Annotated in this window: 25 protein-coding genes; 16 read left to right on the top strand and 9 right to left on the bottom strand. The window is 67.2% G+C overall.

What is annotated here, in order from left to right:
- The first annotated feature begins 1 nt into the window (after nt 1).
- From purE to EJB06_RS23005, 6 genes are all read left to right on the top strand, one after another.
- Nucleotides 2-502, top strand: a complete 501-nt coding sequence (gene purE, locus EJB06_RS23030; RefSeq protein ID WP_126076358.1) for a 5-(carboxyamino)imidazole ribonucleotide mutase — start codon at nt 2-4, stop codon at nt 500-502.
- Nucleotides 499-1,692 (top strand): 5-(carboxyamino)imidazole ribonucleotide synthase, encoded by a 1,194-nt coding sequence (locus tag EJB06_RS23025; protein ID WP_126076357.1) that lies wholly within the window; start codon nt 499-501, stop codon nt 1,690-1,692. Before purE ends, EJB06_RS23025 begins: the two co-directional genes overlap by 4 nt.
- Nucleotides 1,689-2,720 carry an L-threonylcarbamoyladenylate synthase gene (locus EJB06_RS23020; RefSeq protein WP_126076356.1) on the top strand — a complete coding sequence of 344 codons (1,032 nt, stop codon included), beginning with the start codon at nt 1,689-1,691 and terminating at the stop codon, nt 2,718-2,720. Before EJB06_RS23025 ends, EJB06_RS23020 begins: the two co-directional genes overlap by 4 nt.
- A 12-nt stretch (nt 2,721-2,732) precedes the next feature.
- On the top strand, nt 2,733-4,280 hold the full coding sequence (locus EJB06_RS23015; RefSeq protein WP_126076355.1) for an alpha/beta hydrolase family protein: 1,548 nt from the start codon (nt 2,733-2,735) through the stop codon (nt 4,278-4,280).
- 212 nt (nt 4,281-4,492) lie between these two features.
- On the top strand, nt 4,493-5,839 hold the full coding sequence (locus tag EJB06_RS23010) for an SGNH/GDSL hydrolase family protein (RefSeq protein WP_126076354.1): 1,347 nt from the start codon (nt 4,493-4,495) through the stop codon (nt 5,837-5,839).
- A gap of 35 nt (nt 5,840-5,874) precedes the next feature.
- Nucleotides 5,875-6,555 carry an OmpW/AlkL family protein gene (locus EJB06_RS23005; RefSeq protein WP_198420896.1) on the top strand — a complete coding sequence of 227 codons (681 nt, stop codon included), beginning with the start codon at nt 5,875-5,877 and terminating at the stop codon, nt 6,553-6,555.
- Between the two features lie 365 nt (nt 6,556-6,920).
- Here the strand turns inward: EJB06_RS23005 and EJB06_RS23000 are convergent, their stop codons facing one another.
- The 3 genes from EJB06_RS23000 to EJB06_RS22990 form a co-directional block, all read right to left on the bottom strand.
- On the bottom strand, nt 6,921-7,232 hold the full coding sequence (locus tag EJB06_RS23000; RefSeq protein ID WP_126076353.1) for a hypothetical protein: 312 nt from the start codon (nt 7,230-7,232) through the stop codon (nt 6,921-6,923).
- Nucleotides 7,233-7,413: 181 nt separating this feature from the next.
- A complete protein-coding gene (locus EJB06_RS22995; protein ID WP_126076352.1) occupies nt 7,414-8,607 on the bottom strand; it encodes an acyl-CoA dehydrogenase in 1,194 nt (397 codons plus the stop codon).
- A 91-nt stretch (nt 8,608-8,698) separates the two neighbouring features.
- Nucleotides 8,699-9,208, bottom strand: a complete 510-nt coding sequence (locus tag EJB06_RS22990; RefSeq protein ID WP_126076351.1) for a flavin reductase family protein — start codon at nt 9,206-9,208, stop codon at nt 8,699-8,701.
- 143 nt (nt 9,209-9,351) lie between these two features.
- Between EJB06_RS22990 and msrA the strand changes: the two genes are divergently transcribed.
- The 5 genes from msrA to EJB06_RS22965 all read left to right on the top strand — a co-directional run bounded on the left by msrA (nt 9,352) and on the right by EJB06_RS22965 (nt 14,665).
- Nucleotides 9,352-9,891 (top strand): peptide-methionine (S)-S-oxide reductase MsrA, encoded by a 540-nt coding sequence (gene msrA, locus EJB06_RS22985; RefSeq protein ID WP_126076350.1) that lies wholly within the window; start codon nt 9,352-9,354, stop codon nt 9,889-9,891.
- A 31-nt stretch (nt 9,892-9,922) separates the two neighbouring features.
- Nucleotides 9,923-10,972 (top strand): HD domain-containing phosphohydrolase, encoded by a 1,050-nt coding sequence (locus EJB06_RS22980; protein ID WP_126076349.1) that lies wholly within the window; start codon nt 9,923-9,925, stop codon nt 10,970-10,972.
- A 6-nt stretch (nt 10,973-10,978) separates the two neighbouring features.
- Nucleotides 10,979-13,297 carry a hybrid sensor histidine kinase/response regulator gene (locus EJB06_RS22975; protein WP_229427230.1) on the top strand — a complete coding sequence of 773 codons (2,319 nt, stop codon included), beginning with the start codon at nt 10,979-10,981 and terminating at the stop codon, nt 13,295-13,297.
- Nucleotides 13,298-13,650: 353 nt separating this feature from the next.
- Complete coding sequence (locus EJB06_RS22970; protein WP_126076348.1) at nt 13,651-14,229, top strand: collagen-like domain-containing protein; 579 nt, start codon at nt 13,651-13,653, stop codon at nt 14,227-14,229.
- 130 nt (nt 14,230-14,359) lie between these two features.
- Nucleotides 14,360-14,665 carry a hypothetical protein gene (locus EJB06_RS22965; RefSeq protein WP_126076347.1) on the top strand — a complete coding sequence of 102 codons (306 nt, stop codon included), beginning with the start codon at nt 14,360-14,362 and terminating at the stop codon, nt 14,663-14,665.
- A gap of 98 nt (nt 14,666-14,763) precedes the next feature.
- Here the strand turns inward: EJB06_RS22965 and EJB06_RS22960 are convergent, their stop codons facing one another.
- A complete protein-coding gene (locus tag EJB06_RS22960) occupies nt 14,764-16,005 on the bottom strand; it encodes a class I SAM-dependent methyltransferase (RefSeq protein ID WP_126076346.1) in 1,242 nt (413 codons plus the stop codon).
- Nucleotides 16,006-16,055: 50 nt separating this feature from the next.
- Nucleotides 16,056-17,258 carry a pyridoxamine 5'-phosphate oxidase gene (pdxH, locus tag EJB06_RS22955; RefSeq protein ID WP_126076345.1) on the bottom strand — a complete coding sequence of 401 codons (1,203 nt, stop codon included), beginning with the start codon at nt 17,256-17,258 and terminating at the stop codon, nt 16,056-16,058.
- Nucleotides 17,259-17,340: 82 nt separating this feature from the next.
- On the opposite strand from pdxH, the gene EJB06_RS22950 reads away from it, so the two are divergent.
- The 5 genes from EJB06_RS22950 (at nt 17,341) to EJB06_RS22930 (ending at nt 21,013) form a co-directional block, all read left to right on the top strand.
- Nucleotides 17,341-18,195 (top strand): tRNA threonylcarbamoyladenosine dehydratase, encoded by an 855-nt coding sequence (locus EJB06_RS22950; protein WP_126076344.1) that lies wholly within the window; start codon nt 17,341-17,343, stop codon nt 18,193-18,195.
- A 60-nt stretch (nt 18,196-18,255) separates the two neighbouring features.
- On the top strand, nt 18,256-18,864 hold the full coding sequence (locus EJB06_RS22945; protein ID WP_229427229.1) for an FKBP-type peptidyl-prolyl cis-trans isomerase: 609 nt from the start codon (nt 18,256-18,258) through the stop codon (nt 18,862-18,864).
- Nucleotides 18,865-18,893: 29 nt separating this feature from the next.
- Nucleotides 18,894-19,826, top strand: a complete 933-nt coding sequence (gene cysK / locus EJB06_RS22940; RefSeq protein ID WP_126076343.1) for a cysteine synthase A — start codon at nt 18,894-18,896, stop codon at nt 19,824-19,826.
- 75 nt (nt 19,827-19,901) lie between these two features.
- The gene (locus EJB06_RS22935; protein WP_164558007.1) at nt 19,902-20,525 is read left to right on the top strand and encodes an SMI1/KNR4 family protein; all 624 of its coding nucleotides are present in this window, start codon (nt 19,902-19,904) and stop codon (nt 20,523-20,525) included.
- Nucleotides 20,519-21,013: a hypothetical protein gene (locus tag EJB06_RS22930; RefSeq protein ID WP_126076341.1), complete on the top strand. Its 495-nt coding sequence runs from the start codon at nt 20,519-20,521 to the stop codon at nt 21,011-21,013. Before EJB06_RS22935 ends, EJB06_RS22930 begins: the two co-directional genes overlap by 7 nt.
- A 7-nt stretch (nt 21,014-21,020) precedes the next feature.
- Here EJB06_RS22930 and EJB06_RS22925 read toward each other — a convergent pair whose 3' ends face one another.
- Genes EJB06_RS22925 through EJB06_RS22910 form a run of 4 tightly spaced genes read right to left on the bottom strand, consistent with a single transcriptional unit; the run spans nt 21,021 to nt 23,694 of the window.
- Nucleotides 21,021-22,052: a cation diffusion facilitator family transporter gene (locus EJB06_RS22925; RefSeq protein ID WP_126076340.1), complete on the bottom strand. Its 1,032-nt coding sequence runs from the start codon at nt 22,050-22,052 to the stop codon at nt 21,021-21,023.
- Nucleotides 22,049-22,375: an ArsR/SmtB family transcription factor gene (locus EJB06_RS22920; RefSeq protein WP_502559456.1), complete on the bottom strand. Its 327-nt coding sequence runs from the start codon at nt 22,373-22,375 to the stop codon at nt 22,049-22,051. Before EJB06_RS22920 ends, EJB06_RS22925 begins: the two co-directional genes overlap by 4 nt.
- Nucleotides 22,376-22,434: 59 nt before the next feature.
- Nucleotides 22,435-22,956, bottom strand: a complete 522-nt coding sequence (locus EJB06_RS22915; RefSeq protein ID WP_126076338.1) for a hypothetical protein — start codon at nt 22,954-22,956, stop codon at nt 22,435-22,437.
- Between the two features lie 6 nt (nt 22,957-22,962).
- A complete protein-coding gene (locus tag EJB06_RS22910) occupies nt 22,963-23,694 on the bottom strand; it encodes a P-loop NTPase family protein (RefSeq protein WP_126076337.1) in 732 nt (243 codons plus the stop codon).
- Nucleotides 23,695-23,776 lie beyond the last annotated feature (82 nt).

Here is a 23,776-nt window from a genome sequence, read left to right as displayed (position 1 = left end):
GATGAGCATTCCAGAAAACACGCCGCTGGTCGGCATCGTCATGGGTTCCTCGTCCGACTGGGAAGTCATGCAGCACGCTGTCAACATGCTCAAGGACTTCGGCGTACCGTTCGAAGCCCAGGTCGTCTCGGCCCACCGCATGCCCGATGACATGTTCGCATATGCCGAGCGCGCCCGCGCGCGCGGCTTGCGCGCCATCATCGCCGGCGCCGGCGGCGCCGCCCACCTGCCGGGCATGATCGCGGCCAAGACCATCGTGCCGGTGCTCGGCGTGCCGGTGCCGTCGCGCTATCTGTCGGGCAAGGATTCGCTGCTGTCCATCGTGCAGATGCCGAAAGGCATTCCGGTCGCCACCTTCGCCATCGGTGAAGCGGGCGCGGCCAACGCGGCGCTGGCCGCCGTGGCCATGCTGGCCTGCACCGACGAGGCCCTGGCCGCGCAGCTTGAGCAATTCCGCGCGCGCCAGACGGCTGCCGCCAAGGCGTCGGTATTGCCGGTATGACGACACCGCTTTCTCCGTCGCCGACTCCCTTCCTGCCGCCGGCCCGGCTCGGCGTCATGGGCGGCGGCCAGCTCGGCCGCATGTTCGTGCACGCCGCCCAGGCCATGGGGTTCAAGGTGGCCGTGCTGGAAGCGGCGCCCGACAGTCCCGCCGGGCATGCCGCCGACAGCCTGATCGCGGCCGACTACAGCGATCCGCAGGCGCTGGCCGCGCTCGGCCAGTCCTGCGTCGCCGTGACCACCGAATTCGAAAACGTGCCGGCCGACAGCCTGCGCCTGCTGGCCACCCACGCCTTCGTCGCGCCAAGCGCCGGCTGCGTGGCGATCGCCCAGGACCGGATTGCCGAAAAGCGCTTCCTGGCCGCGTGCGCGGCGCGTTCCGGGGTCGCCCCGGCGCCGCACAAGACCATCGCCACCCAGGCTGACATCGACAGCATCGAGGACTTGCTGCTGCCGGGCATCCTGAAAACCGTGCGCATGGGCTACGACGGCAAGGGCCAGGCCGTGGTGCGTACGCGCGACGATGTGCGCGCGGCCTTCGACGCCATGGGCGGCGTCACCTGCCTGCTCGAAAAAATGCTGCCGCTGGCCTACGAAGTGTCGGTCCTGACCGCGCGCGGCGCCGACGGCGAATCGGTGGTCTACCCGATCGCCGAAAACGTGCACCGCGACGGCATCCTGTTCAGCACCACCGTGCCCGGCCCGAATGTGTCGGCCGACAGCGCCGCCAGGGCGCAGCAGGCCGCCAAAGTGATCGTCGACGAACTGGCCTACGTGGGCGTGCTGTGCATCGAATTTTTCGTGCTCGCCGACGGTTCGCTGGTGGTCAACGAAATGGCGCCGCGTCCGCATAACAGCGGCCACTACACGATGGACGCCTGCGTCACCAGCCAGTTCGCGCAGCAGGTACGCGCCATGGCGCGCCTGCCGCTGGGCGAGGTGCGCCAGCATTCGCCGGCCGTCATGCTCAACCTGCTGGGCGACATCTGGTTTGCCTCCGGCTCGGAGACCCCGGCGGAGCCGGCCTGGGCCGAGCTGCTGGCGCTGCCCGGCGCCTGCCTGCACCTGTACGGCAAGGAAGCGGCGCGGCGCGGGCGCAAGATGGGCCACGTGACCTTCATCGCCCCGACCCTGGCGCAGGCGCAGGCCCAGCTGGCCGCCGCCTGCGCCCTCCTCGGGATCGCGGCATGACGCAGGCTGTACTCGACCTGGCCGCCATCGACGCCGCCGCCCGCCTGCTGGAACAGGGCAAGCTGGTGGCCCTGCCGACCGAAACCGTCTACGGCCTCGGCGCCGACGCCGAAAATCCGGACGCCGTGGCGCGCATCTACCAGGCCAAGGGACGTCCGCAAGACCACCCGGTGATCGTGCACGTCGCGCCCGATGCCGACCTCGGCTATTGGGCCAGCGACATCCCGGCCGAAGCGCGGCAACTGGCGGCCGCCTTCTGGCCCGGTCCGCTGACCATGATCCTCAAGCGCGCCCCCAACATCCCGGACGCCGTCTCGGGCGGCCAGGATACGGTCGGCCTGCGCTGCCCCTCGCATCCGGTCGCCATTGCGCTGCTGCGGGCGTTCAAGGGCGGCAGGGGAGGGGTGGCGGCGCCCTCGGCCAACAAGTTCGGCCATGTCAGCCCGACCACGGCCCGCCACGTCATCGACGAGTTCGGCGCCGACGGCACGGTCGACGCCGTGCTCGACGGCGGCCAGAGCGCGGTCGGGATCGAGTCCACCATCGTCGACCTGTCGCGCCTGGCGACCCACGGGCCGGTGCTGCTGCGTCCCGGCCACATCAGCGCCGAAGCGATCGCCGCCGTCATCGACGCGCTGCCGGCCGCTCCGGACGCGGCCGCGCCGCGCGCTTCCGGCACCCTGGAATCGCACTACGCGCCGCACACGCCGGTGGCCATGCAGGCGAGTTGCCAGATTGCCGACACCCTCGCACGATTGAAGAACGCGGGAAAAGATGTCGCTTTGATACACTACTCGCACTTCCCGGATGTGTTCGCTGAGACTCAGTTACCCACAAGCCCGGAAGGTTTTGCACACGCACTTTATGCGGCGCTGCGCGCGATGGATACGGCCGGGGCCGACCTGATACTGGTCGAGGCGCCGCCGCAGGACGATGCCTGGCTGGGCGTGAACGACCGTTTGCGCCGCGCGGCGCATGGCTCGACCGGCATCGTGCACGGCCTGCTCAACCACGAACCATTTTCCTGACGGACTTTCACCATGCGCCTCGCTTTCGCTGCCCTCCTCACCCTATCATTAACGGCTTGTGGAGGCGGCGACGACGCGCCCACCCCGACGCCCACCCCGACCCCGACCCCGACCCCGACCCCGGTCCCCACGCCGACCCCGACCCCGCCCGCCGCGCGCGGCAGCGTCATCGGCGGCGGCGCGGCCCTCATGCCGGTCAGCGCCAACGGCGCCAACGTCACCACCCTCGACCCGGCCGTGTTCGGCAAGCTGCTCGATTCGCTCAACGCCGGCACCACCGCCATCACGGGCGAGCTCAAGTGCGCTGTCACGACCTGGAAGGTGCGCTACAACACCGTCGGCGGCGCCAATGAAGCGACCGACGCCAGCGCCGCCATCATGGTGCCGTCCGGCACCGACGCGGAATGCAGCGGCCCGCGCCCGGTAGTGCTGTACGCGCACGGCACTTCGTCCGAACGCAACTACGACCTGTCGACCCTGGCCAACACCGAATCGCGCCTGATCGCCGCCATGTTCGCCGCCCGCGGCTACATCGTGGTCGCGCCGAACTACGCCGGCTACGCCAATTCCGCGCTGGCCTACCATCCTTATCTCGATGCCGTCCAGCAATCGAACGACATGATCGACGGCCTGCGCGCCGCGCGCAGCGTGTTCGGCGCCATCAAGACGGCCGATTCCGGCAAGCTGTTCTTGACCGGCTACTCGCAGGGCGGCTACGTGGCGGTGGCCACCCAGCGCGCCATGCAGGGCCTGTCCGCCGAGTTCAAGGTGACGGCCGTGGCCGGCATGTCCGGCCCCTACGCGCTGGCCCAGTTCGGCGACGAGATGTTCAACGGCAAGCCAGGCAAGGGCGCCACCGGCTTCCTGCCGGCGCTGATCAACGCCGGCCAGCGCGCCGGCGCCGGCGTGTATGCCGCCTCGGGCGAGCTGTACGAAGCGCCTTTCGCGGCCGCCGTCGACAAGTTCGCCAATGGCAGCATCACCGTGGAAGAATTGCTGAAAACCCCGGGCTGGCCCGACAACGCCCTGTTCGCCAAGGATTCGCAGCCGCAGGCGGACGGCTACGCCGATTACTTCGGCGGCGGCAACCTGTTCAAGACCAGCTACCGCAACGCCTACCTGGCCGACCTGAAAGCCCATCCGTGCAACGTGAGCGCCGGCGCGCCGCTGGCCTGCGCACCGGCGCATCCGCTGCGCAAGCTCTTCGTCAAGAACGACCTGCGCACCTTCGTGCCAAGCGCGCCGCTGCTGCTGTGCGGCGGCCATGAAGACCGCACCGTGGCATACAGCAACACGCGCGCCGCCGTCGATTACTTCCGCGCCGGCAGCGGCAGCGGGCTGGTGACCGAAGTCGACGTCGACGACACCCCGGGCAGCACCGACCCTTACCGCGCGGTCAAGAGCAACTTCGCCGCCGCCAAGCTGGCCGTCAGGCTCAACGCCATCAAGAACGGCGATTCGGGCGACCGCGCCGTGGCCGACACCTACCACGCCGGCCTGGTGCCGCCGTTCTGCCTGAGCGCCGCGCGCGGCTTCTTCAACGCCGCCCTGGCGCCTTGATCCCCGCCTTTGCCCGACCTGAAATGTGTGCACGGTTGCCGGAACGGTTGATATAATCCGGCAACTTTTTTATAGCGTGTTTCTGTTGCGTCCAACTGACATGCGGCGGCGGTGTTTAGCTATACAAGCACGGGGAAGACTGTCATATTAGTCGGGTAGGGAAAAGCACGGCCGTTCGTTTATAAAAATTATATATTTCACCAGGAGACACAATGCGTCACATCAATTTTGCGCTGACTTTGCTCACCGCAGCCGTCCTGACTGCCTGCGGCGGCAGCGAGACCGGCAACCAGGAACTCAAGACCAAATTCTCGTCCCAGGTCTCGTTCGGCGACAGCCTGTCGGACGTGGGCACCTACAACGTCGGCAAGGTCAAGGAAGTCGGCGGCGGCAAGTTCACGATCAATGGCGACAACACCGCCAAGAACCCGGCACTGACCGGCAAGAACTGGACCGAATACATGGCGGCCCAGTTCGGCCTGCCGGCGCCATGCCCGGCCCAGACCGGCCTCGATGGCGACGCCAGCAAAGGCTTTTCGGTACCTGTCGTCAACAATCTCTCCTGCCTGAGCTACGCCCAGGGCGGCTCGCGCGTCACCAACCCGGTAGGACCTGGCAACAAGCTGGCCGGCTCGCCCATCGGCCAGCTGACGGTGCCGATCGCCACCCAGGTCGCCAACCACCTGGCGCGCAACGGCGGTAAATTCAAGGGCGATGAAGTGGTGCTGATGATTGGCGGCGGCAACGATGCGCTGGCCATGATGGGCGAGCTGTCGGCCTACGCCACGGCTGAAGGCAACAAGTTTTTTGCTGGCAATTTGACCGCCCAACTGGCCGCCGGTGCGACCGATCCTGCGGCGGCGGCGCAAGCCATCGGCGCGGCCGTCATGGCCGAGTCGCAGCGCGCCGGCGCGACCCAGGAAACCATCGTTGGCGCCGCCGTCAAGGCGGCCGCTAGCCAGCCAGGCAACCTGATGGTCGGCCAGCAGGGCGTGTACGGTCCGATGGTCGCCAAGGCCACGGCCGCCGCCAAGGTCGAGGGCGCCAAGGCCGGTGCTGCGTATGTGACTGCCAACGGAGCGAAGATGATTGCGGCGATGGGCACGGCCGGTGACGAGATGGCGGCGCTGGCGAAAACCCAGGTGGTCGGCAAAGGCGCCAATTTCGTCGTCGTCAACAACCTGCCGGACCTGGGCCATGCGCCTGCGTCGAAGAAAGAAGGCGTGCCCCAGGCGCTGGTCATCGCCATGGTCGACAAGTTCAACGCCCAGCTCAAGGCGGGTGTGGCCGGCGAAGCGAAGATCCTGTATGTCGACCTGTGGGCCATCAGCAACGACCAGATCGTCAACCCGCTGCCCTACGGCCTGAGCGAAACCGGCAAGGCGGCCTGCGGCGACAATGCCCTCGGCCATACCTCGCTGGCATGCAACGGCAGCAACACGATCGCAGGCGACGTCAGCCGCTACATGTTCGCCGACGACGTCCATCCGACCCCCTTCGAAAATTCGCTGATCGCGAAATACGTGGCCGAGCAGATGATCGTCAAGGGCTGGCTGTAAGCTTGACGCGCACATAATAAGAACCTGGAGAAAAAATGAAATTACGTATGAATAGTGTCGGCAAGGCAGTCGCCGCGGCGGCCGTGATGGCGCTCGCGTCAAGCGCTTCGGCGCAGTCGGCCGGCCAGTGGACCGCCAAGGTCGGCGTCGCCGAAATCACGCCGAAGGTCAAGAGCGGCGACGTCAGCGCGCCTGCGCTGCCGGGCACCAAGGCCGCCATCGGTTCCGACACGAAGCCGATCTTTTCGTTTTCGTACAGCCTGACCGATAACGTCTCGGCCGAGCTGGACCTGGGCATGCCGTTCAAGCACACGCTGTACGGCGACGGCGCCATCAAGGGCACGGGCGAGCTGGGCACGGTCAAGGCACTGCCGCCGACCTTCCTGGTGCAGTACCGCTTCTTCAAGCCGCAGGCGATGCTGCGTCCCTACGTGGGCGCGGGCGTGACGTACGCGTATTTCGCCAAGGAGACCGGTTCCGGCCGCCTGACCGCGATCAGCGACATCGGCGGTCCGGCGACCACCTTCAAGGTCAAGAACAAGCTGGCCACCAGCCTGCAGGCCGGCCTGGTGTACAACATCAACGAGCGCTGGTTCGCGGACGTGGCCTACATCAAGAGCTTCCTCAAGACCAAGGTCGACTTCTCGTCGGGCCAGACCCAGGACATCACGCTCGATCCGCAGGTGATCAGCTTCGGGATCGGCTACAAGTTCTGATGTAAGGACTTGCCGCTCGACAGCGATGCCGCCCTGGTGCCCACCGGGCGGCATTTTTTTATGGCGGCATGCCGCTGAAGGGCATGCATGAAATCAAGGGATTTTCGGGAAGCGGAACGACTCCGTCCTTGCGGTGGAACGCGGCTGCCTGCGCGTTTTGGCGTCGACGACGAGTGCAAACCCGCCCACGCGTTGTGCGGCAACCGCCGCACAGTGCATGGCGTCGAACAGTAGACATGCTGCGTCGCCCTTCTTCTTTTCGGTGTGCTGTACCGCCAGATGCGCCAGTAAAATCGCGGGCACGTCCCTTGGCAAACCCGTCCCCCATTCAGCCCACGGCAGCCGTTAGCGCGGCATGGCCGTCCTTATCGCAACACGCCGAACGGATTCGCCACCCTGACCGAGGCGCTCTTGAGCAGCGCCGCGTCGATGCCGAGTTCTTCCCATGAAAAGCCGAGTTCGACGACGTGCGTGGTCGTCTTGCACAGGTCCGGCGCGATCCGCACGATCTCCATGCCCAGCGTGATTTTTCCCGTCGTCCCCTTGCTGAGGCGTATCTCGAAGTCGTCCTTGCCGGTGCAGCCGGTCGAGGTCACCCAGATGGTCAGGGTTTTCTCGTCGAAGCGCAGGCCGTGCAAGCGTTCCAGTACCTCTTTTTTGGCAATCGTCGTATCCATGTCGTCTCCGTTGGAATGGTTGGGCCGGCCAGGCCGGCCCCGCTAGGCCATGATAGAAAAGCGCCGCCGCCAGCGCTTAATCTGCGTCACGCCCTGTCCAGATGAGCAAGCTCGACGGAAACACGGGCGGCGGACGTAAAAAAACCCGCCGCAGCGGGTTTTTTCACAGCCTTGCCGCCGCTTACTGGAAAGCCTGGATCCCGGTCTGCGCACGTCCGAGGATCAGGGCATGGATGTCATGCGTGCCTTCGTAGGTGTTGACCACTTCCAGGTTGACCATGTGGCGGATTACGCCGAACTCGTCCGAAATGCCGTTACCGCCCAGCATGTCGCGCGCCACGCGGGCGATGTCCAGCGACTTGCCGCAGGAATTGCGCTTCATCATCGAGGTGATTTCCACCGCCGCCGTGCCGGCATCCTTCATGCGGCCCAGTTGCAGGCAACCTTGCAGGCCGAGCGTGATTTCGGTCTGCATGTCGGCCAGTTTCTTTTGCACCAGCTGGTTGGCCGCCAGCGGACGGCCGAACTGCACCCGGTCCATGACGTACTGGCGCGCGGTGTGCCAGCAGGCTTCGGCCGCGCCCAGCGCGCCCCAGGCGATGCCGTAGCGGGCCGAATTGAGGCAGGTGAACGGGCCTTTCAGGCCGCGCACGTCGGGGAAGGCGTTTTCTTCCGGGCAGAACACATTGTCCATCACGATTTCGCCGGTGACCGAGGCGCGCAGGCCGAACTTGCCGTGGATCGCCGGCGCGGACAGGCCGGCCATGCCTTTTTCCAGCACGAAGCCGCGGATCGCGCCTTCATCGTCCTTGGCCCAGACCACGAACACATCGGCCACCGGGGAATTGGTGATCCACATCTTGGAACCGGTCAGGGCGTAGCCGCCTGGCACTTTCTTGGCGCGGGTGATCATCGAACCCGGGTCCGAACCGTGGTTCGGCTCGGTCAGGCCGAAGCAGCCGATCCATTCGCCGGTGGCCAGCTTCGGCAGGTATTTCTGGCGCTGCTCCTCGGTCCCGAACTCGTAGATCGGCACCATCACCAGCGACGATTGCACGCTCATCATCGAGCGGTAGCCCGAATCGATGCGCTCGACTTCGCGCGCGATCAGGCCGTAGGCCACGTAATTCATGCCCGGACCGCCGTACTGCTCGGGAATGGTGGGGCCCAGCAGGCCCAGCTCGCCCATTTCGCGGAAGATGCTCGTGTCCATGCGCTCGTGGCGGAACGCTTCGAGGATGCGCGGCGCCAGCTTGTCCTGGCAGTAGGCGGCGGCGGCGTCGCGCACCATGCGTTCGTCGTCGGTGAGCTGTTCGTTGAGCAGCAGCGGATCGTCCCAGTGGAATTGGGCTTTGCGGGCATCGGATCGGGTCATGGCGGTTCCTGTCTCTGTTTTAGTATCGGAAAATGGTGGAATGGCTGGATCAACCAAACTTGTATAGACTGCTTTTCGGGTGGTCCGGATTTTACCGCGTTTGGGTGCTGCCGAATTGCCCGCCGTGAAAAATCAGCGAGGCTTGCGGATGCACCGCGCATTCTTCGACTTCGCCCACGAAAATCACGTGGTCGCCCTCGGGATAGCGGCTGCGGTTGTGGCACTCGAACCACGCCGAGACGCCCTTGAGGATCGGCTGGCCGGTGCGCGAGAGCTCGTACTCGATGTCGCCGAAGGGGTTTTCGCTGCGCCTCGAAAAGCGCTGCGCCAGGTGGGCCTGGTCGGCGCCCAGCACGTTGATGACGTAGTGCGAGTTGCCGCTGAAGATGGGCAGGCTGTTGGCGACGTTGCCGAGGCTCCACAACACCAGCGGCGGGTCGAGCGAGACCGAATTGAAGGAGCTGGCCGTCAGGCCGCGGAACGTGCCGTCCGCCAGGCGCGTCGTGATCACGGTGACGCCGGTGGCAAACTGCGACAGTGCCTGGCGAAACTGCGCCGTGTCGAATGCGCGCGTAGCGGCGCGGGGGGAGCTAGTGTTCATTGTTGCCCTGTGGTTTATGACATTATGCCAAATTTTGGCGCTTTCCGGCTTTTCCCGCGCCGCCGGGGCCATCGATTGCAGGTGCATGCGGGGGCGCTTTGCGTTACAGTGATCCGTATATCAATCCCTCACCGGAGCGAGCGATGAAAAACCAATCAGCGACCCAGGTGGCGATTCTGGGCGGCGGCTGCTTCTGGTGCCTGGAAGCGGTCTTTCTGGAAGCGCGCGGCGTACTCAAGGTCGAATGCGGTTACATGGGCGGACACACGGACAATCCCACCTACGAGCAGGTCTGCGCCGGCGCCACCGGCCACGCCGAAGTGGTGCGCATCGTGTTCGATGCGGGCGCCATCGAGTACCAGGACCTGCTCGACGTCTTTTTCACCATCCACGACCCGACCACCCTCGACCGCCAGGGCAAGGATGCCGGCTGCCATTGCCGTTCCGTCATTTTTGTCAATTCGCCCGAGCAGGAAGCCACCGCGCGCGAGGTGATCGCGCGCATGGCCTGCGTCTGGGACGCGCCCATCGTCACCGAAGTGCAGCCGGCCTCGACCTGGTACAAGGCCGAGGAGCAGCACCAGAACTACGTCAGCCGCAATCCGCTGCAGGGCTATTGCGCGCTGGTGGTCGCGCCCAAGGTCAGCAAGTTCCTCGCCACCTTCGCCGGGCGCCTGGCCTAGCGACGCCATCCACATGCCACCCGGGACAGCCATGAAGGTCGTGATCGTCGACGATACCCATATCAACCTGGTGCTGATGTCGCGCCTGATGGACAAGCTGCCCGGGATCGACACGGTGGCCTTCCAGTCGGCGCGCGAGGCGCTGGCGTGGTGCCAGGCCCATCCCTACGACCTGCTGGTGCTCGATTACATGATGCCGGACCTGAACGGCCTCGATTTCATCGCCGCGCTCGGGGGCGAGGCGCGCGAGCGTCCGCCGGTGCTGATGGTCACCGCCAGCCAGGACGTGGAAGTGCGCCACCGCGCGCTGGAGAACGGCGCCAACGATTTCCTGATCAAGCCGATCGACAAGGTCGAATTCCTGGCGCGCACGCGCAACATGCTGGAACTGCGGCGCGCCACCCTGGCCCTGCAAAGCCGCGCCAGCTGGCTGGCCAGCGAAGTCGGCAAGGCCACCGCCGAACTGCGCGCGCGCGAGCAGGAAACCATCCTGCTGCTGTGCCGCGCCTCCGAATACCGCGACCCCGAAACCGGCGCCCACATCCAGCGCATGGCGCATTACTCCTGCCTGATCGCGGCCGAACTGGGCCTGTCCAACGAGGAACAGGCCTGCATCCTCAACGCCGCGCCCATGCACGACATCGGCAAGGTCGGCACGCCCGACCACATCCTGCTCAAGCCGGGCCGCCTGGGCCCCGAGGAAATGGACATCATGCGCCAGCACGCGGCGATCGGCTACAACATCCTCAAGGCCAGCGAAGCGAGCATGCTGCAGCTGGCCGCCGTGATCGCCCACACCCACCACGAGCGCTTCGACGGCCAGGGCTATCCCAACGGCTTGCAGGGCGAGGCAATTCCGCTGGTCGGGCGCATCGTCGCCGTGGCCGACGTGTTCGACGCCCTGACCAGCGTGCGCCCCTATAAGACCGCCTGGACCCTGGAGGCGGCGCGCGCCTACCTGGTCGACAACAGCGGCAGCCACTTCGACCCGCGCTGCGTGGACGCGCTGCTGCGGCGCTGGCCGGCGGTGCTCGAAATCCGCGAGCGCTTCCGCGATTGTGCCCGCCAGGACGCGGCGTAGGGCGCGATGCGGCACAGGCGATTGCTGCGCCAGCTGCGGCGCACGCTCGGCGTCCACAGCGAACGCGCCCTGCAGGAGCGCCTGGCCGGCTTGCGCGCGCTGGGCGACCCGGCCCTGGCCGAGGGCCTGTCCGCCCTGCTCGACGCCGTCTCGCGCAGCTACGAAGACGCCGAGCGCGACCTGCAGGTGCGCACCCGCATGCTCGACATCAGTTCCGAGGAACTGACCGGCGCCAACGACCAGCTGCGCGCGGAAGCGGCGCGCCAGGGGGAGGTGCTGCGCTCGCTGCAGGCGAGCCTGGGACGCCTCGCCATGCCGGCCGCCGACAGGGACGGCGCCGCGGGCGCCGCCGACGATGACCTGCTCGGTCTGACCCACGCGCTCGAACAGCTGGTGCGCCAGCGCGAAAGCGCGCGCGAGCTGACCGAGCAGATTCTCGACCAGCTGCCGATTCCGGTGTTCCTGAAAGACCGGGAAGGGCGTTTCGTGCGCTGCAACCGCCAGTTCGAACAGTTCGCGCAGCGGCCGCGCGAGCAGATCGAGGGCCGCACCATCGCCGATTTCGGCTCGCGCGCCTGGACCGGCCTGGTGCACGAGGAAGACGAGCGCGCCTGGCGCAGCGGACGCATGATCACCAGCGAGCGCCGCCTGGCGCACCTCGACCCGCCGGTCGATGTGGTGGTCAACCGGGTCGTCATCCGCAGCGGCGGCGAACCCTATCTGCTCGGTTTCCTGATCGACGTCAGCGAACAGCGCGCCGCGCGCAACGCCATGCAGCGCGCGGTCGAATCGGCGCAGGCGGCCAGCCGCGCCAAGAGCGAGTTCCTGGCCAATATGAGCCACGAAATCCGCACCCCCATGAACGGCATCCTCGGCATGACCGAGCTGGTGCTCGAATCGCCGCTGGACCCGCAGCAGCGCGACGACCTGGCGCTGGTCAAGGGCTCGGCCGACGCGCTCTTGACCATCATCGACGACATCCTCGATTTTTCCAAGATCGAAGCGGGCAAGCTCGACATCGAAGACGTGCCCTTCGACCTCGGCGAACTGGTGCGCGAGACAGTGCGTTCGCTGGCCCTGCCGGCGCGGCGCAAGGGGCTGGCGCTGGCCTGCGAGCTGCCGCCGCACCTGCCGTGCGCCATGAAGGGCGATCCCGGCCGCCTGCGCCAGGTGCTCATCAACCTGCTGGGCAACGCCATCAAGTTCACCAGCGAGGGCGGGGTGACCCTCAGCGTGACCATGCGGCGCGCGCTGGAAGAGCGCTGCGAAGTCGAATTCGCGGTGCGCGACACCGGCATCGGCATCGCGCCGGACAAGCAAAAGCTGATCTTCGACGCTTTTTCGCAGGTGGACGGCTCGACCACGCGCCAGTACGGCGGCACCGGCCTGGGCCTGACCATCTGCCGCCGCCTGGTGATCCTGATGCAGGGCGATATCGCCGTCAGCAGCGAGCCCGGCCGCGGCAGCGTGTTCCGTTTCACCGTGCCGCTGGGGCAGATGGCCTCCGCCGTGGCGGACGCTTCCGGCGCGCCGGCCATGGCCGCGCCGGCGCCGCCGGCGCTGCCCGCGCCCGCGCCGGCGCCCGATCCGGTGCCGGCGGCCAGGAGCGGGCGCCTGCACATCCTGCTGGCCGAAGACAACCCGGTCAACCAGCGCCTGGCGCTGCGCCTGCTGGAAAAAATGGGGCACCGGGTGACCCTGGCCGACAACGGCATCGACGCGCTCGAGCTGGCGCTGCACGGCGGCGTCGACCTGGTGCTGATGGATGTGCAGATGCCCGGCCTGGACGGCATGGCGGCCACGCGCAGCCTGCGCCAGCGCGAAGCGGCGGCCGCCGCTGGCGGCCACCTGCCGGTGGTGGCCATGACCGCGCGCGCGATGCAGGGCGACCGCGAACGCTGCCTGGAGGCGGGCATGGACGACTACCTGTCCAAGCCGGTCGACAGCGCGCGCCTGCGCGAGGTGCTGGCGCGCTTCCAGGGATGCCCGGACGGCGCGGTGCTGGACTGGCGTGGCGCCTTGCTGCGCCTCGATGGCGACCGCGAGCTGCTGCTCGAACTGGCGGCCCTGTTCATCGCCGACGGACCGCAACTGCTGGCCGCGCTGGAGCGGGCGCTGGCGGCGGGCGAGCGCGACGCTTCGCAGCGCGCCGTGCACAGCCTGCAGGGCGTGCTGGTCAATTTCGGCGCGCAGCGCGCGATCGCCTGCACCGAACGTCTGGCCGCCAGTGTGCACGCGGGCGCCCACGGCGCGTCGACGCGCGAGCTGGCGGCCGCGCTGCACGAGGTCTACGCCGCGCTGGGCGCGCACCTGGGCAAGGCCTGAGGCGCCGCCGCCAGTGGCGCGGTTCAACTCCTGATTCCCCTTTCCATTTTTTTTGCTGGCAGAAGCGCTCCGCTGCCGCGCGCGGCGCTTTGTCGCCTGTCGATTCGGATAGGGGAGGCCCTATACGAAGCGTCAGGTACCCCGGCATCGCCGTCAGCTTATTCTGAGTCACGCCTGCGGGACATGTGCCCGACGCCCGGCAGGCGCAGCGGCTTACGAGCAATTTTTCTCAACGCGTCATTGTTGATCTTTCTTTAAATCCAGAGGAGTGCACGGACATGAATGAACAAGGCTTGGTGTTATCGCTGAACGACGATCAGATTCGTCAAATTCACGCCCTTAGCGGACAACGGATGACGTCGATCCGGATCGTCCCCGACTTCCCTGGCGTACAGGCTGGGCAGGGCGTCCCGTGGGTGCAGGGTTATCAGGGGCCGCAGGGCTACCAGGGGCCGCAGGCGTCGGGCGGCTTCCAGGGCACGCAGGCCGTCATCGGCCCGCTCGGCTTCCAGGGCTCGGTCGGTCCGTTCGGCTTCCAGGGCCCGCAGGCCATGGTCGGCTTCCAGGGGTCGCAAGGCGTCTTCGGGCCGTTCGGCTTCCAGGGCGCGCAGGGACCCGGTTTCTTCAACCCCTTCGCCTTCCAGGGCGGCCAGGGACAGCAGGGCTACCAGGGGCCGCAGGCGGTGTTCGGCTTCCAGGGGCCGAGCGGCTTCGTCGGGCCGCTGGGATTCCAGGGTTTCGTCGGGCAGCAGGGCTACCAGGGACCGCAGGGCATGGGCAGCTTCCAGGGCGGGCAGGGCTTCCAGGGCCCGTTCGGCTTCCAGGGGGGGCAGGGATTCCCCGGCATCGGCTTCCAGGGCTTCCCCGGCCAGGGCTATCCGGGTTTCGCCGGCCAGGGCTATCCGGGTTCGCAAGGCTATCAACGCTACTAGGCGGCTGATCGGCTAGCGGCGCTGCCCATGGCCTGGGCGATCGGCATTGCCCGGGCCATGGTTCCGGTTTGGCGCGCAAGGGCGCCAAGGTTCTTCTTCACTACGACAGAGTCAACAAGGGAGCTTTATTGTGAATTCATCAGAGGTATTTATTCCGGCCGGCTGGCTGGCCCTGAGCGGCGAGCAGTCGGCGCACATCAAATCGGTGCTGGGCCAGGACGTCAGCGCCGTACCGGTGTACAACGTCGTGTCGCGCGGCGCGAACAAGGGCTACCAGCCCTTGAACATCGTGCCGGGGCTGGCCTGCCTGGTCGTGCATGAGGACAGCCACCAGCAGTTCGGGACGCACGGCGAACAGGCGCGCGCACTGCCCGGCGACATGGCGCGCCAGGGCGAGGACGACGCTGCCAGGAACGCAAAGCTCAAGGCAAAGTAATCGGTCCGTTCGAGGCGGGAAGGGAACTGCGCCAGGCCTGCCAGGCATCCTTCCTTGGCCGCTGGCCGCCTCCGTAACGCAGGCGCGGCCGCGCGGGCTCACGCCTGCGCATACATGTAGCGCCGCGACCACGGTATCGGCGCCGGATCGCGCCCGGCCTTGCCGCACACGATCTGGTACAGGCTGATCCAGTCATGCGCGAACGCATGCGTGCACCCGGCCAGGTACACCTGCCAGATGCGAAAACGGCGCGCGTCGGTCAAGCCCTTGATGCGCTCCGCATTCGCCTCGAAATTCTCGCTCCACATGGCGCAGGTGCGCGCGTAGTGGCGCCGCAGGTTTTCCACGTCGCGCACCTCCAGCCCGCCTTGCTGCATGGCCTTGACCACCGTGCCCAGGTGCGCCAGTTCCCCGCGCGGGAACACATACTTGCTGATGAATTCGCCGCCACCGTGCGGCACGCCGCGGCCGTCCGGATCGGTGCTGGTCAGGCCGTGGTTCATCGCCACGCCGTCGGGCGCGAGCAGGGTCGCCATGCGGCGGAAGTACGCCGGCAGCTGGCGCACGCCCACGTGCTCGAACATGCCCACGCTGGTGATGCGGTCGAACTGCCCGCCGACGTCGCGGTAATCCTGCAGGCGGATGTCGACCAGCCCTTGCAGGCCGGCCCGCTGGACCTGTTCGCGCGCCAGCCTGGCCTGGTTGTCGGACAGGGTGATGCCGACGCAGCGCGCGCCGTAGCGCTGGGCCGCCCGGATCGCCAGCGCGCCCCAGCCGCAGCCGATGTCGAGCAGGCGGTGGCCGGGCCGCAGGCCGATCTTGGTGAGGATGTGGTCGATCTTCCCGAGCTGCGCCTCGGCCAGCGTTTCGCTGCCGTTCTCGAAGTAGGCGCAGGAATACACCATGTTCGGATCGAGCCAGGCGCCGTAGAAATCGTTGGACACATCGTAGTGGTAGCGCACCGCCCGCGCATCGCGCTGGCGCGTGTGGCCGCCGCCGAGTGCGTCGCCCAGCGCATCGCCGAGCGCGCCGAGCAGGCGCCCCAGCGCGGGCTGCCTGGCGGCGAGTGGATCGCCGGCCAGCGCATTGACCACGGCGATCATGTCGCTGGCGCGCCCGCTGACATCGAGCGCGCCTTCGACGTACGCGCGGCCCAGCGTGTACAGCGAGGGCGACAGCAAATAGCGCAGCGCGCCCGGGCGCGGCACGCGCACCGTCACGCGCGGCGCTTCGGGCGAAAAATCGAAACGCTGCCCGTTCCACAATTCCACCCGCAATGGCAGCGAGGGCTGGCTGCGCAGCCCCTCGCTCCAGGCCTTCAGTCTGATCTGCTGGAACACAGGCACCTCCGGTCGATGACGGCAGGCCCGTGTGCGTGCACGCAGGCCGCTTAAGGTTGCAAGCGCTCGCGCACCCAGCTGCCATCGCTTTGCAGCGTGTACACGATGCGGTCGTGAAAGCGCGAGCGGCGTCCCTGCCAGAACTCGATGCGTTCGGGTACCAGGCGGAAGCCGCCCCAGTTGTCGGGACGCGGCGGCTCCTCGCCGAATTGCCTGGCGACTGCCTCATAGTGCTGTTCCAGCGCGTCGCGGTTGGCGATCGGCTCGCTTTGTGCGGACGCAATCGCGGCCAGCCGGCTTTTCAGCGGACGGCTGTGGAAATACTTGTCGCTCTCTTCCTCGGAAGTGCGCTCCACCTTCCCTTCGATCCGGATCTGGCGTTCGAGTTCCGTCCAGAAGAACAGTAATGCCGCATGCGGGTTGGCGGCCAGCTGGCGCCCCTTCTGGCTGTGGTAATTGGTGTACCAGGTAAAGCCGCGCGGATCGAACTGCTTGATCAGCACGATGCGCGAGGTCGGCCGGCCCTGTTCGTCGACGGTCGCCACGCTCATCGCGTTCGGCTCGTTGACCTGGGCCTTGAGCGCTTCCTCGAACCAGGTGGTAAATTGCACGAAGGGATCGTCCGCCACGTCGGTCTCGCTCAGGCTGGCCTGGCCGTAGTCCTTGCGCAGGCTGGCCACGGCGTCGCCGGTCGCCGCCGCCGGGGCCGGGGCGGCGCTCGGGGCGATGCCGCGCCGCTGCTGCATCGCCTGGCCCAGCGCGGCCATCTGCGCGGCGCTGAACAGGCGCTTGGCCATCGGCGCGATATGGCCTTCTTCGCGCTCCATGTGGCTGCGGTACATGGCGGCGAAGCGCTGCACGTCGTGCGCGCGCAGCACGGCGGCGGCGCCGTCGGCGATGGCGCGCAGCTGCTCGTGCAGGTCTTGCCAGATGCCATCCATCTGGCGGTGCTCGTCGAGGATGCCGGGCACCAGTTCGGCCAGCAGCGCGGCGTCGGCCCCGCTGGCCGTGCTGTGCAGCATCGGCACCAGGTTCTGTTCCTCGTCTTCGTGATGCAGCGGCGCGGCCTGGTCGAAATACTTGATCACCGCGCGCGCGGCCTGGCGCGCCTCCTCGTCGGCGCCGTGGCTGGCCAGGTGAGGGAGCAATTTTTCCAGGGTCGCCAGCTGTTTGCGGATGCGGTCGTGGCAGTGTTTCAGCACCGCGATCGGCTGGTCGAAGCCGGGGGCGCTGTCGGGCAGGGCGTAGCTCATGGAGATTTCTCGCTTGTGGCTGGTGGGAACATAACGCTCATTTTAGAGCAGTCGGTCCGGCCGCGTCCGTTAAAATGGCGGCATGAATACCATCACCACCCCCTCCCTTCCTCCCGCATCCGGCGAGGTCGACTTCGAACGCCGCTTCGGCGGCATCGGCCGCCTGTACGGCGAGGCCGCGCTGGCGCGCTTTCGCAGCGCCCATGTGTGCGTGATCGGCGTCGGCGGCGTCGGCTCCTGGATCGTCGAGGCGCTGGCGCGCTCGGCCATCGGCCAGCTCACCCTGATCGACCTCGACAACGTGGCCGAATCGAACATCAACCGCCAGATCCAGGCCATGAGCGGCACCATCGGCCAGGCCAAGATCGGCGCGCTGGCCGAGCGCATCGCCCAGATCAATCCCTTCTGCAAGGTCAACCTGATCGAGGAATTCATCGATCCCGACAACCTCGACCAGATGATCGGCGCCCACCGGTACGACTACGTGGTCGACGCCATCGACAGCGTCAAGGCCAAGGCCGCCCTGATCGCCTACTGCCGCGACCATCAATTGCCGATGGTGATCATCGGCAGCGCCGGCGGCAAGACCGACCCGACCCGCATCGCATTGCGCGACCTGTCCAGGACCGAGCAGGAACCGCTGCTGAAAATGGTGCGCAAGCGCTTGCGCAGCCAGTACGGCTTTCCGCGCAGCCTGAAAACCAAGTTCAACGTGGATGCGGTGTTCTCGATGGAGCCGCTGACCATGCCGGCCGGCGAAGAGAGCTGCCAGATCGACGGCGAAGGCATCACCGGCCTCAATTGCGCCGGCTTCGGATCGAGCATGGTGGTCACCGCGACCTTCGGCATGGTGGCCGCCGGCCACCTGCTGCGCCGTCTTGCCGACAGTGCAATTCACCCGCCTTCTGTGCAGCTTCCCGAGGCCTTGCTATCATAGCGTTGCAGAATGACCCAGTTTGACCGTTCTTTACTGAATCTTACTGAAAGAGATCACCACATGCGCCGTCCTATTTCCGTATTCCTGATGTGCGCCGCGGCGGCATCCCTGGCCCAGGCCGCCGGCCAGACGCCACCCGCTCCCGAGACCCCAGCGGCCGCGACCGTGCCCGCCACCCCGCCCGCCACCCCGCCCGCCACCCCGCCCGCGACCGACGCGCCGGCCGCTCCGGTCACGCCGCCGGCGGCCACGGCGCCGCCGCCCGCGCCGGCCCAGCCTGCCACGCCGCCAGGCACCGTGGTGCTGGCCGAGCCGGTCCTCGATCCGCTGGTCGCCACCGACACCAAGGTCGGCAGCGGCGCCGAAGCGACGGCCGGCAGCAAGGTCTTCGTGCACTACACCGGCTGGCTGTACAAGCCGATGGCGACGCGCCAGCGCGGCCGCCAGTTCGATTCCTCGCTCACGCGCGGCGCGCCGCTCGAATTCGTGCTCGGCACCGGCCGCGTAATCAAGGGCTGGGACCAGGGCGTGCTGGGCATGAAGGTGGGCGGCAAGCGCACCCTGATCATCCCCAGCTACCTGGCCTACGGCAAGCGCGGCGCGCCGGGCGGCGGCATTCCGCCGGACGCCGACCTGATCTTCGACGTTGAACTTGTCAACGTCAAATAAGTCCAATCCATTCGAGCGGGGAGATGAGCATGAGAATCGCAAACGACATCACTGAGTTAATCGGTAACACCCCGCTGGTCCGGATCCGCAAGCTGGCGCAGGGCGCCGGCGCCGACATCCTCGCCAAGCTGGAGTTCTACAACCCGGCCCACAGCGTCAAGGACCGGATCGGCCTGGCCATGATCGAAGCGGCCGAGGCGGCCGGCAGGATCGGCCCGGACACCGTCATCGTCGAGCCGACCAGCGGCAACACCGGCATCGCGCTGGCCATGGTGTGCGCGGCGCGCGGCTACCGCTGCAAGCTGGTCATGCCCGAAACCATGAGCAACGAACGGCGCATGCTGTTGCGCGCCTACGGGGCCGAACTGGTGCTCACGCCGGGGCCGGAAGGCATGCTCGGCGCCATCAGGGTGGCCGAGGAACTGGTGGCGGCCAATCCCGCCTACTTCATGCCGCAGCAATTCAACAATCCCGCCAATCCCGATGTGCACCGCCGCACCACGGCCGAGGAAATCTGGCGCGACACCGACGGCAAGGTCGATATCCTGGTGGCCGGGGTCGGCACCGGCGGCACCATCACCGGCGTGGGCGAAGCGCTCAAGGCGCGCAAGCCGGGCTTCCAGGCCATCGCGGTCGAGCCGGAAGCCTCGCCCATGCTGTCCAAGGGCACAAAAGGGCCGCACCCGATCCAGGGCATCGGCGCCGGTTTCGTGCCGCAGGTGCTCAACCGCGCCGCCTTCGACGAAGTCATCTGCGTAAGCAACGACGCCGCCTTCGACACCGCCAGGGCGGCGGCGCGCGAAGAAGGGCTGCTGGTCGGCATTTCGTCGGGCGCGGCGCTGTGGGCCGCGATGCAGGTGGCGCGCCGTCCCGAGAACGCGGGCAAGCTGATCGTGACGATCATCCCGTCCTTCGGCGAGCGTTATCTGTCCACCCCGCTGTTTGCCAATCTGGCCGGCTGAGGCGCAATGCGCACCGGCGTTTGCCTGTCCGGCAGACGCCGCGTGTTGCGGCTGTTTTTCTGCGTTGGATACGCAATGAACGACTTGCTCGACCGCCTGCAAGCCTGCATCGCAGCGCGCTTCCCCGCCATGGAGGCCGACCTGAATGCGGGCGCCAGCGATGCCGGGATTGACACCTTCGAGCGCGCCATCGGCAGGCCATTGCCGCCGCCGCTGCGGGCGCTGTACCGCTGGCACGACGGCCAGGCTGGCCATGCGGCGCCCGGCCTGTTCTTCGGTTTGCCGTTCCTGCCTCTCTCTGCCGCCCTGGCGCATTGGAACAGCGAAACAGCCGGCGAATCCGTGGGTGATGTTTCCGCCTACACTTGCCTGCCGCCCGGCACCATCCGTCAAGCTGCCGCCAGCAGGGCGTGGATTCCGCTGGCCGATGACGCCGGCGGCGCTTACCTGGGCGTCGACCTCGACCCCGATGCCGCCGGCAGCGCGGGCCAGGTGATCACGTTCGGCGGCCGTGAATTCATCCGTGTGCAGGCCGGCGCCAGCCTGGAACACTTCCTGGAACGCTTGCTCGGCCTGTACGAGAATGGCGACTACGTGCTGGTGGAAGAGGACGAGGACGCGTTCAGCCTGTCCACCGTGAATCCCTGCACGGACCACTTCCTCGACTACCTGCGGCGCAAGGCGCAGGGCGCGTGCTGATCGCGGTCCAGGTCGTCGAAATCCGCTGGACCAAGGCCACCCGCGGCGCCCCGCGCGCCAACGAGCGGGCGCGGCTGCCACGCGCCTTTATCCTGCCGCACACCGGCGCGGCGTATGCCTGCCAGCACTACCTGATGCATGAACAGGAAGGCTTCGCCGCCGTGCTGAAAAAGGAAAGGCAGGCCGACCGGGCCCCGCTCAAGGAACGCAGCCTGATCCTGCGCGAGCGCGACGACGGCGTGCTCGTGCTCGGCCTGAAATGGGACCCCTCGGAAGGCCAGCCGCGCCGTTCGCCGAGCAACAGCGCCATCCGCCTCGCCCCCGGCCAGAGCGCGCGCCTGGTGCTCAACGGTCGCCATACGTCCTACCTCGGCCAGGAGTACTCGGAAGTGATCTATAACGTCGCCTATGGCGAGGCCATCGCGCCGGAGCGCTTCCTGTGCGCAGAGGCCGACCGGCAGTTCAGCCTGGCCGCCCACCTGTTCTGAGCGCCGCTCAGGCCGGCCTGGCCTGCTCCGCGTGCAGCGCGCAGCTGTGATCGCTGGTGCCCAGTTCCACCTGCAAGGTGCAATGGGCAATCGCATGGTCGGCCTTGAGCGCCGCCACGATGGCGTCCAGCGCCGCGTCGCCCGGGTAGCCGCCGGGCATGACCAGATGCGCGGTCAGGGCCGTCTCGGTCGTGCTCATGGCCCAGATATGCAGGTCGTGCATCGCGCTCACGCCCGGCCGCGCCAGCAGAAACTGTTCCACCGCGTCGGCATCGACATTCGGCGGCACCGCCGCCAGCACCAGGTCGAGCGACTCGCGCAGCAAGCCCCAGGTGGCGGCCAGGATCAGCGCCACGATCACGATGCTGACCAGCGGATCGAGCCAGGTCCAGCCAGTGGACATGATCGCCACGCCCGACACCACCACGCCCAGCGAAATCGCGGCGTCGGCCGCCATGTGCTGGTAGGCGCCGCGGATATTCAGGTCGTCCTTGCTGCCGGCCATGAACAGCCAGGCCGAAAAGCCGTTGACCAGCACGCCGATACCGGCCACCACCGACATCGTCATGCCCTGCACCGGCGCCGGATTGGCGAAGCGGTGCACGGCTTCCCAGCCGATCGCGCCGCAGGCGAGCATCAAGAGCAGGGCGTTGAGCAGCGCCGCCAGGATCGACGAGCTGCGCAGGCCGTAGGTATAGCGTCCGTTCGGCGCGCGTCTGGTGAGCATGGCCGCGCCCCAGGCCAGCACCAGGCCCAGCACGTCGGACAGGTTGTGGCCGGCATCGGCCATCAGCGCGGTCGAGTTGGCCAAAAAGCCGTAAAAGAACTCGATGCCGACGAACACCGTGTTCAGGCCGATCGCCAGCGCGAAGGCGCGCCCGTTGCCGTTGGGGTCGAGCTGGTGGTGATGGTGGCCGTGCCCATGCCCGTGGTCGTGATCGTGGCCGTGCTTGTGCGCCGCCCTGGCGGGCGGGTGCGCGTGAGCGTGTCCGGCGTGGTCGTGGTCATGCTCGTGGTCGTGGTCGTGGGCGCTGGTCATGGGTCGATTCCATTGGTGGGTTCGGCGATGTGGTCGAGCATGTCGGTCAGGACGCCGCTGATGTGGGCGTCCGCCGTCGAATAGAACACCTGCTTGCCCTGGCGCTCGGCCTTGACGATGCGCGCGGCGCGCAGCAGGCGCAGGTGGTGGCTGACCAGCGAACTGCTCAGTTGCAGGCCGCCGGCGATCTCGCCCACCGGAATCGGTCCCGCCAGGCAGGACAGCACGATGCGCAGCCGGGTCGGGTCGCCCAGCAGGTGGAACAGGTCGGCCAGCTGGGCGATGGAGGCGTCGTTATCGGGAGAAGGTTTCATAGTCAACATGTGAAGATATGTCGATATGATAGCGCATATCCGCCCCGTACGGCTGCGCTTGCCTTAAATCAGGGCTTTTGCATCTCGGCGGCGATCGCGGCGCGGGTCTTGGGATCGAGCTTGGCGACGATGTTTGCCAGCTTCTCGCCCTCGCGCAGGGCGCTGCTTTGTTCGGGCGTCAATTCCTTTGCAACCATGACCGGCGCCGGCGCCGGCGCGGGGCGCAGCAGCAGCGCCTGGCCGGCCAGCACCACGAAGGCGCACAGCAGGGCGGCGCCGCCGGCGATGGCGACGAGGCGTTTTTCCTGCAGCGGGGCGCCGTGCGGCACGGGCGCAGTGGCCGAGACCAGCGCCGCCGCCGGACGCGCCTCGGCCGCGTGGACGGGCGGATGCACAAAACCGCTCTCCCGCAGCGCCTGCACCTGCTCGGCCAGGTCGGCGGTGGCGTCGTCGAGCAGGTCGACATGGCGCTCGACCGCTTCGGCCAGCACCGCCTCGTTCAGCGCCACCAGCGCGAAAATCGGATCGTCGATATCGATCCGCACGCCGGTTTTTTCAAAGACGAGGGTGCGCAGTTTGTGCTGGTCCATGGGGGCCTACCACTGCACGTTGTCGAGTTGCTCGAACAGGTCGCGGAACAGCACCTTGATGCGCTGCTTTTCCATGACGTTGAATTTGTCGCTTTCGCGCACTTCATTGGCGGTCAGGCGCGCGATATTCATCTTCTTGAAATCGGCGCCGAAGGTGTCGGCATTGCGTTGCGACAGCACCACGCGCCCGCACACGCGCGCGGCGTTGTCCGCATAGGTCTGCGACTCGGTAAACACCTTGCCGCTGGCCGATTGCAGCGGGCCGAAGTGTTCGTTTTCCCACAGCACCAGCGGCACGCTGGTCGACTTGGCGGTCGAGACGAAGCCCATGGCCGTGTCGTGCAGGGTGTCGCCGCCGCCGACGATGGTGTGGATGTAGACCTTGCGCCCCGATTCCTTGAGCAGGTCGAAGCAATCGTTTTCCAGCAGATAAGCCATCAGCGGCGAAAAGGTATTCGCGCCGTTGTCGACGACGCAGTTGCCTTCTTCTTCCAGCAGGTCGATCATCAGCGCGTCGAAGCGCTTGGGGTCGATATTGCGCGCATCGGTCATGACCGGCACATGCTTCACGTCCATCGCCTTGTAGCGCGAAAAGGTGGCGTTTTCCTGGTCGGTATCGTAGCAGCGCAGCGGGCGCTCGGTGTCCTTGCCCGCCAGCCATTGCGCCAGGATGGTCGAGACCAGGGTCTTGCCGATGCCGCCCTTGCCCTGCAAGATGAAATGAACCGTATTGTGCATCGCGTTGCTCCAGATAATGACCGGCGCCGGTGCGCATGCCGGCCCGGCCTGGCATGCGTTCGACAGGGAAGACATTGACGAT

It is taken from the genome of Massilia atriviolacea, from assembly GCF_003953935.1.
Classification (GTDB): Bacteria; Pseudomonadota; Gammaproteobacteria; order Burkholderiales; family Burkholderiaceae_D; genus Telluria_A; species Telluria_A atriviolacea.
This window is presented reverse-complemented; position numbering and strand designations above follow the sequence as displayed.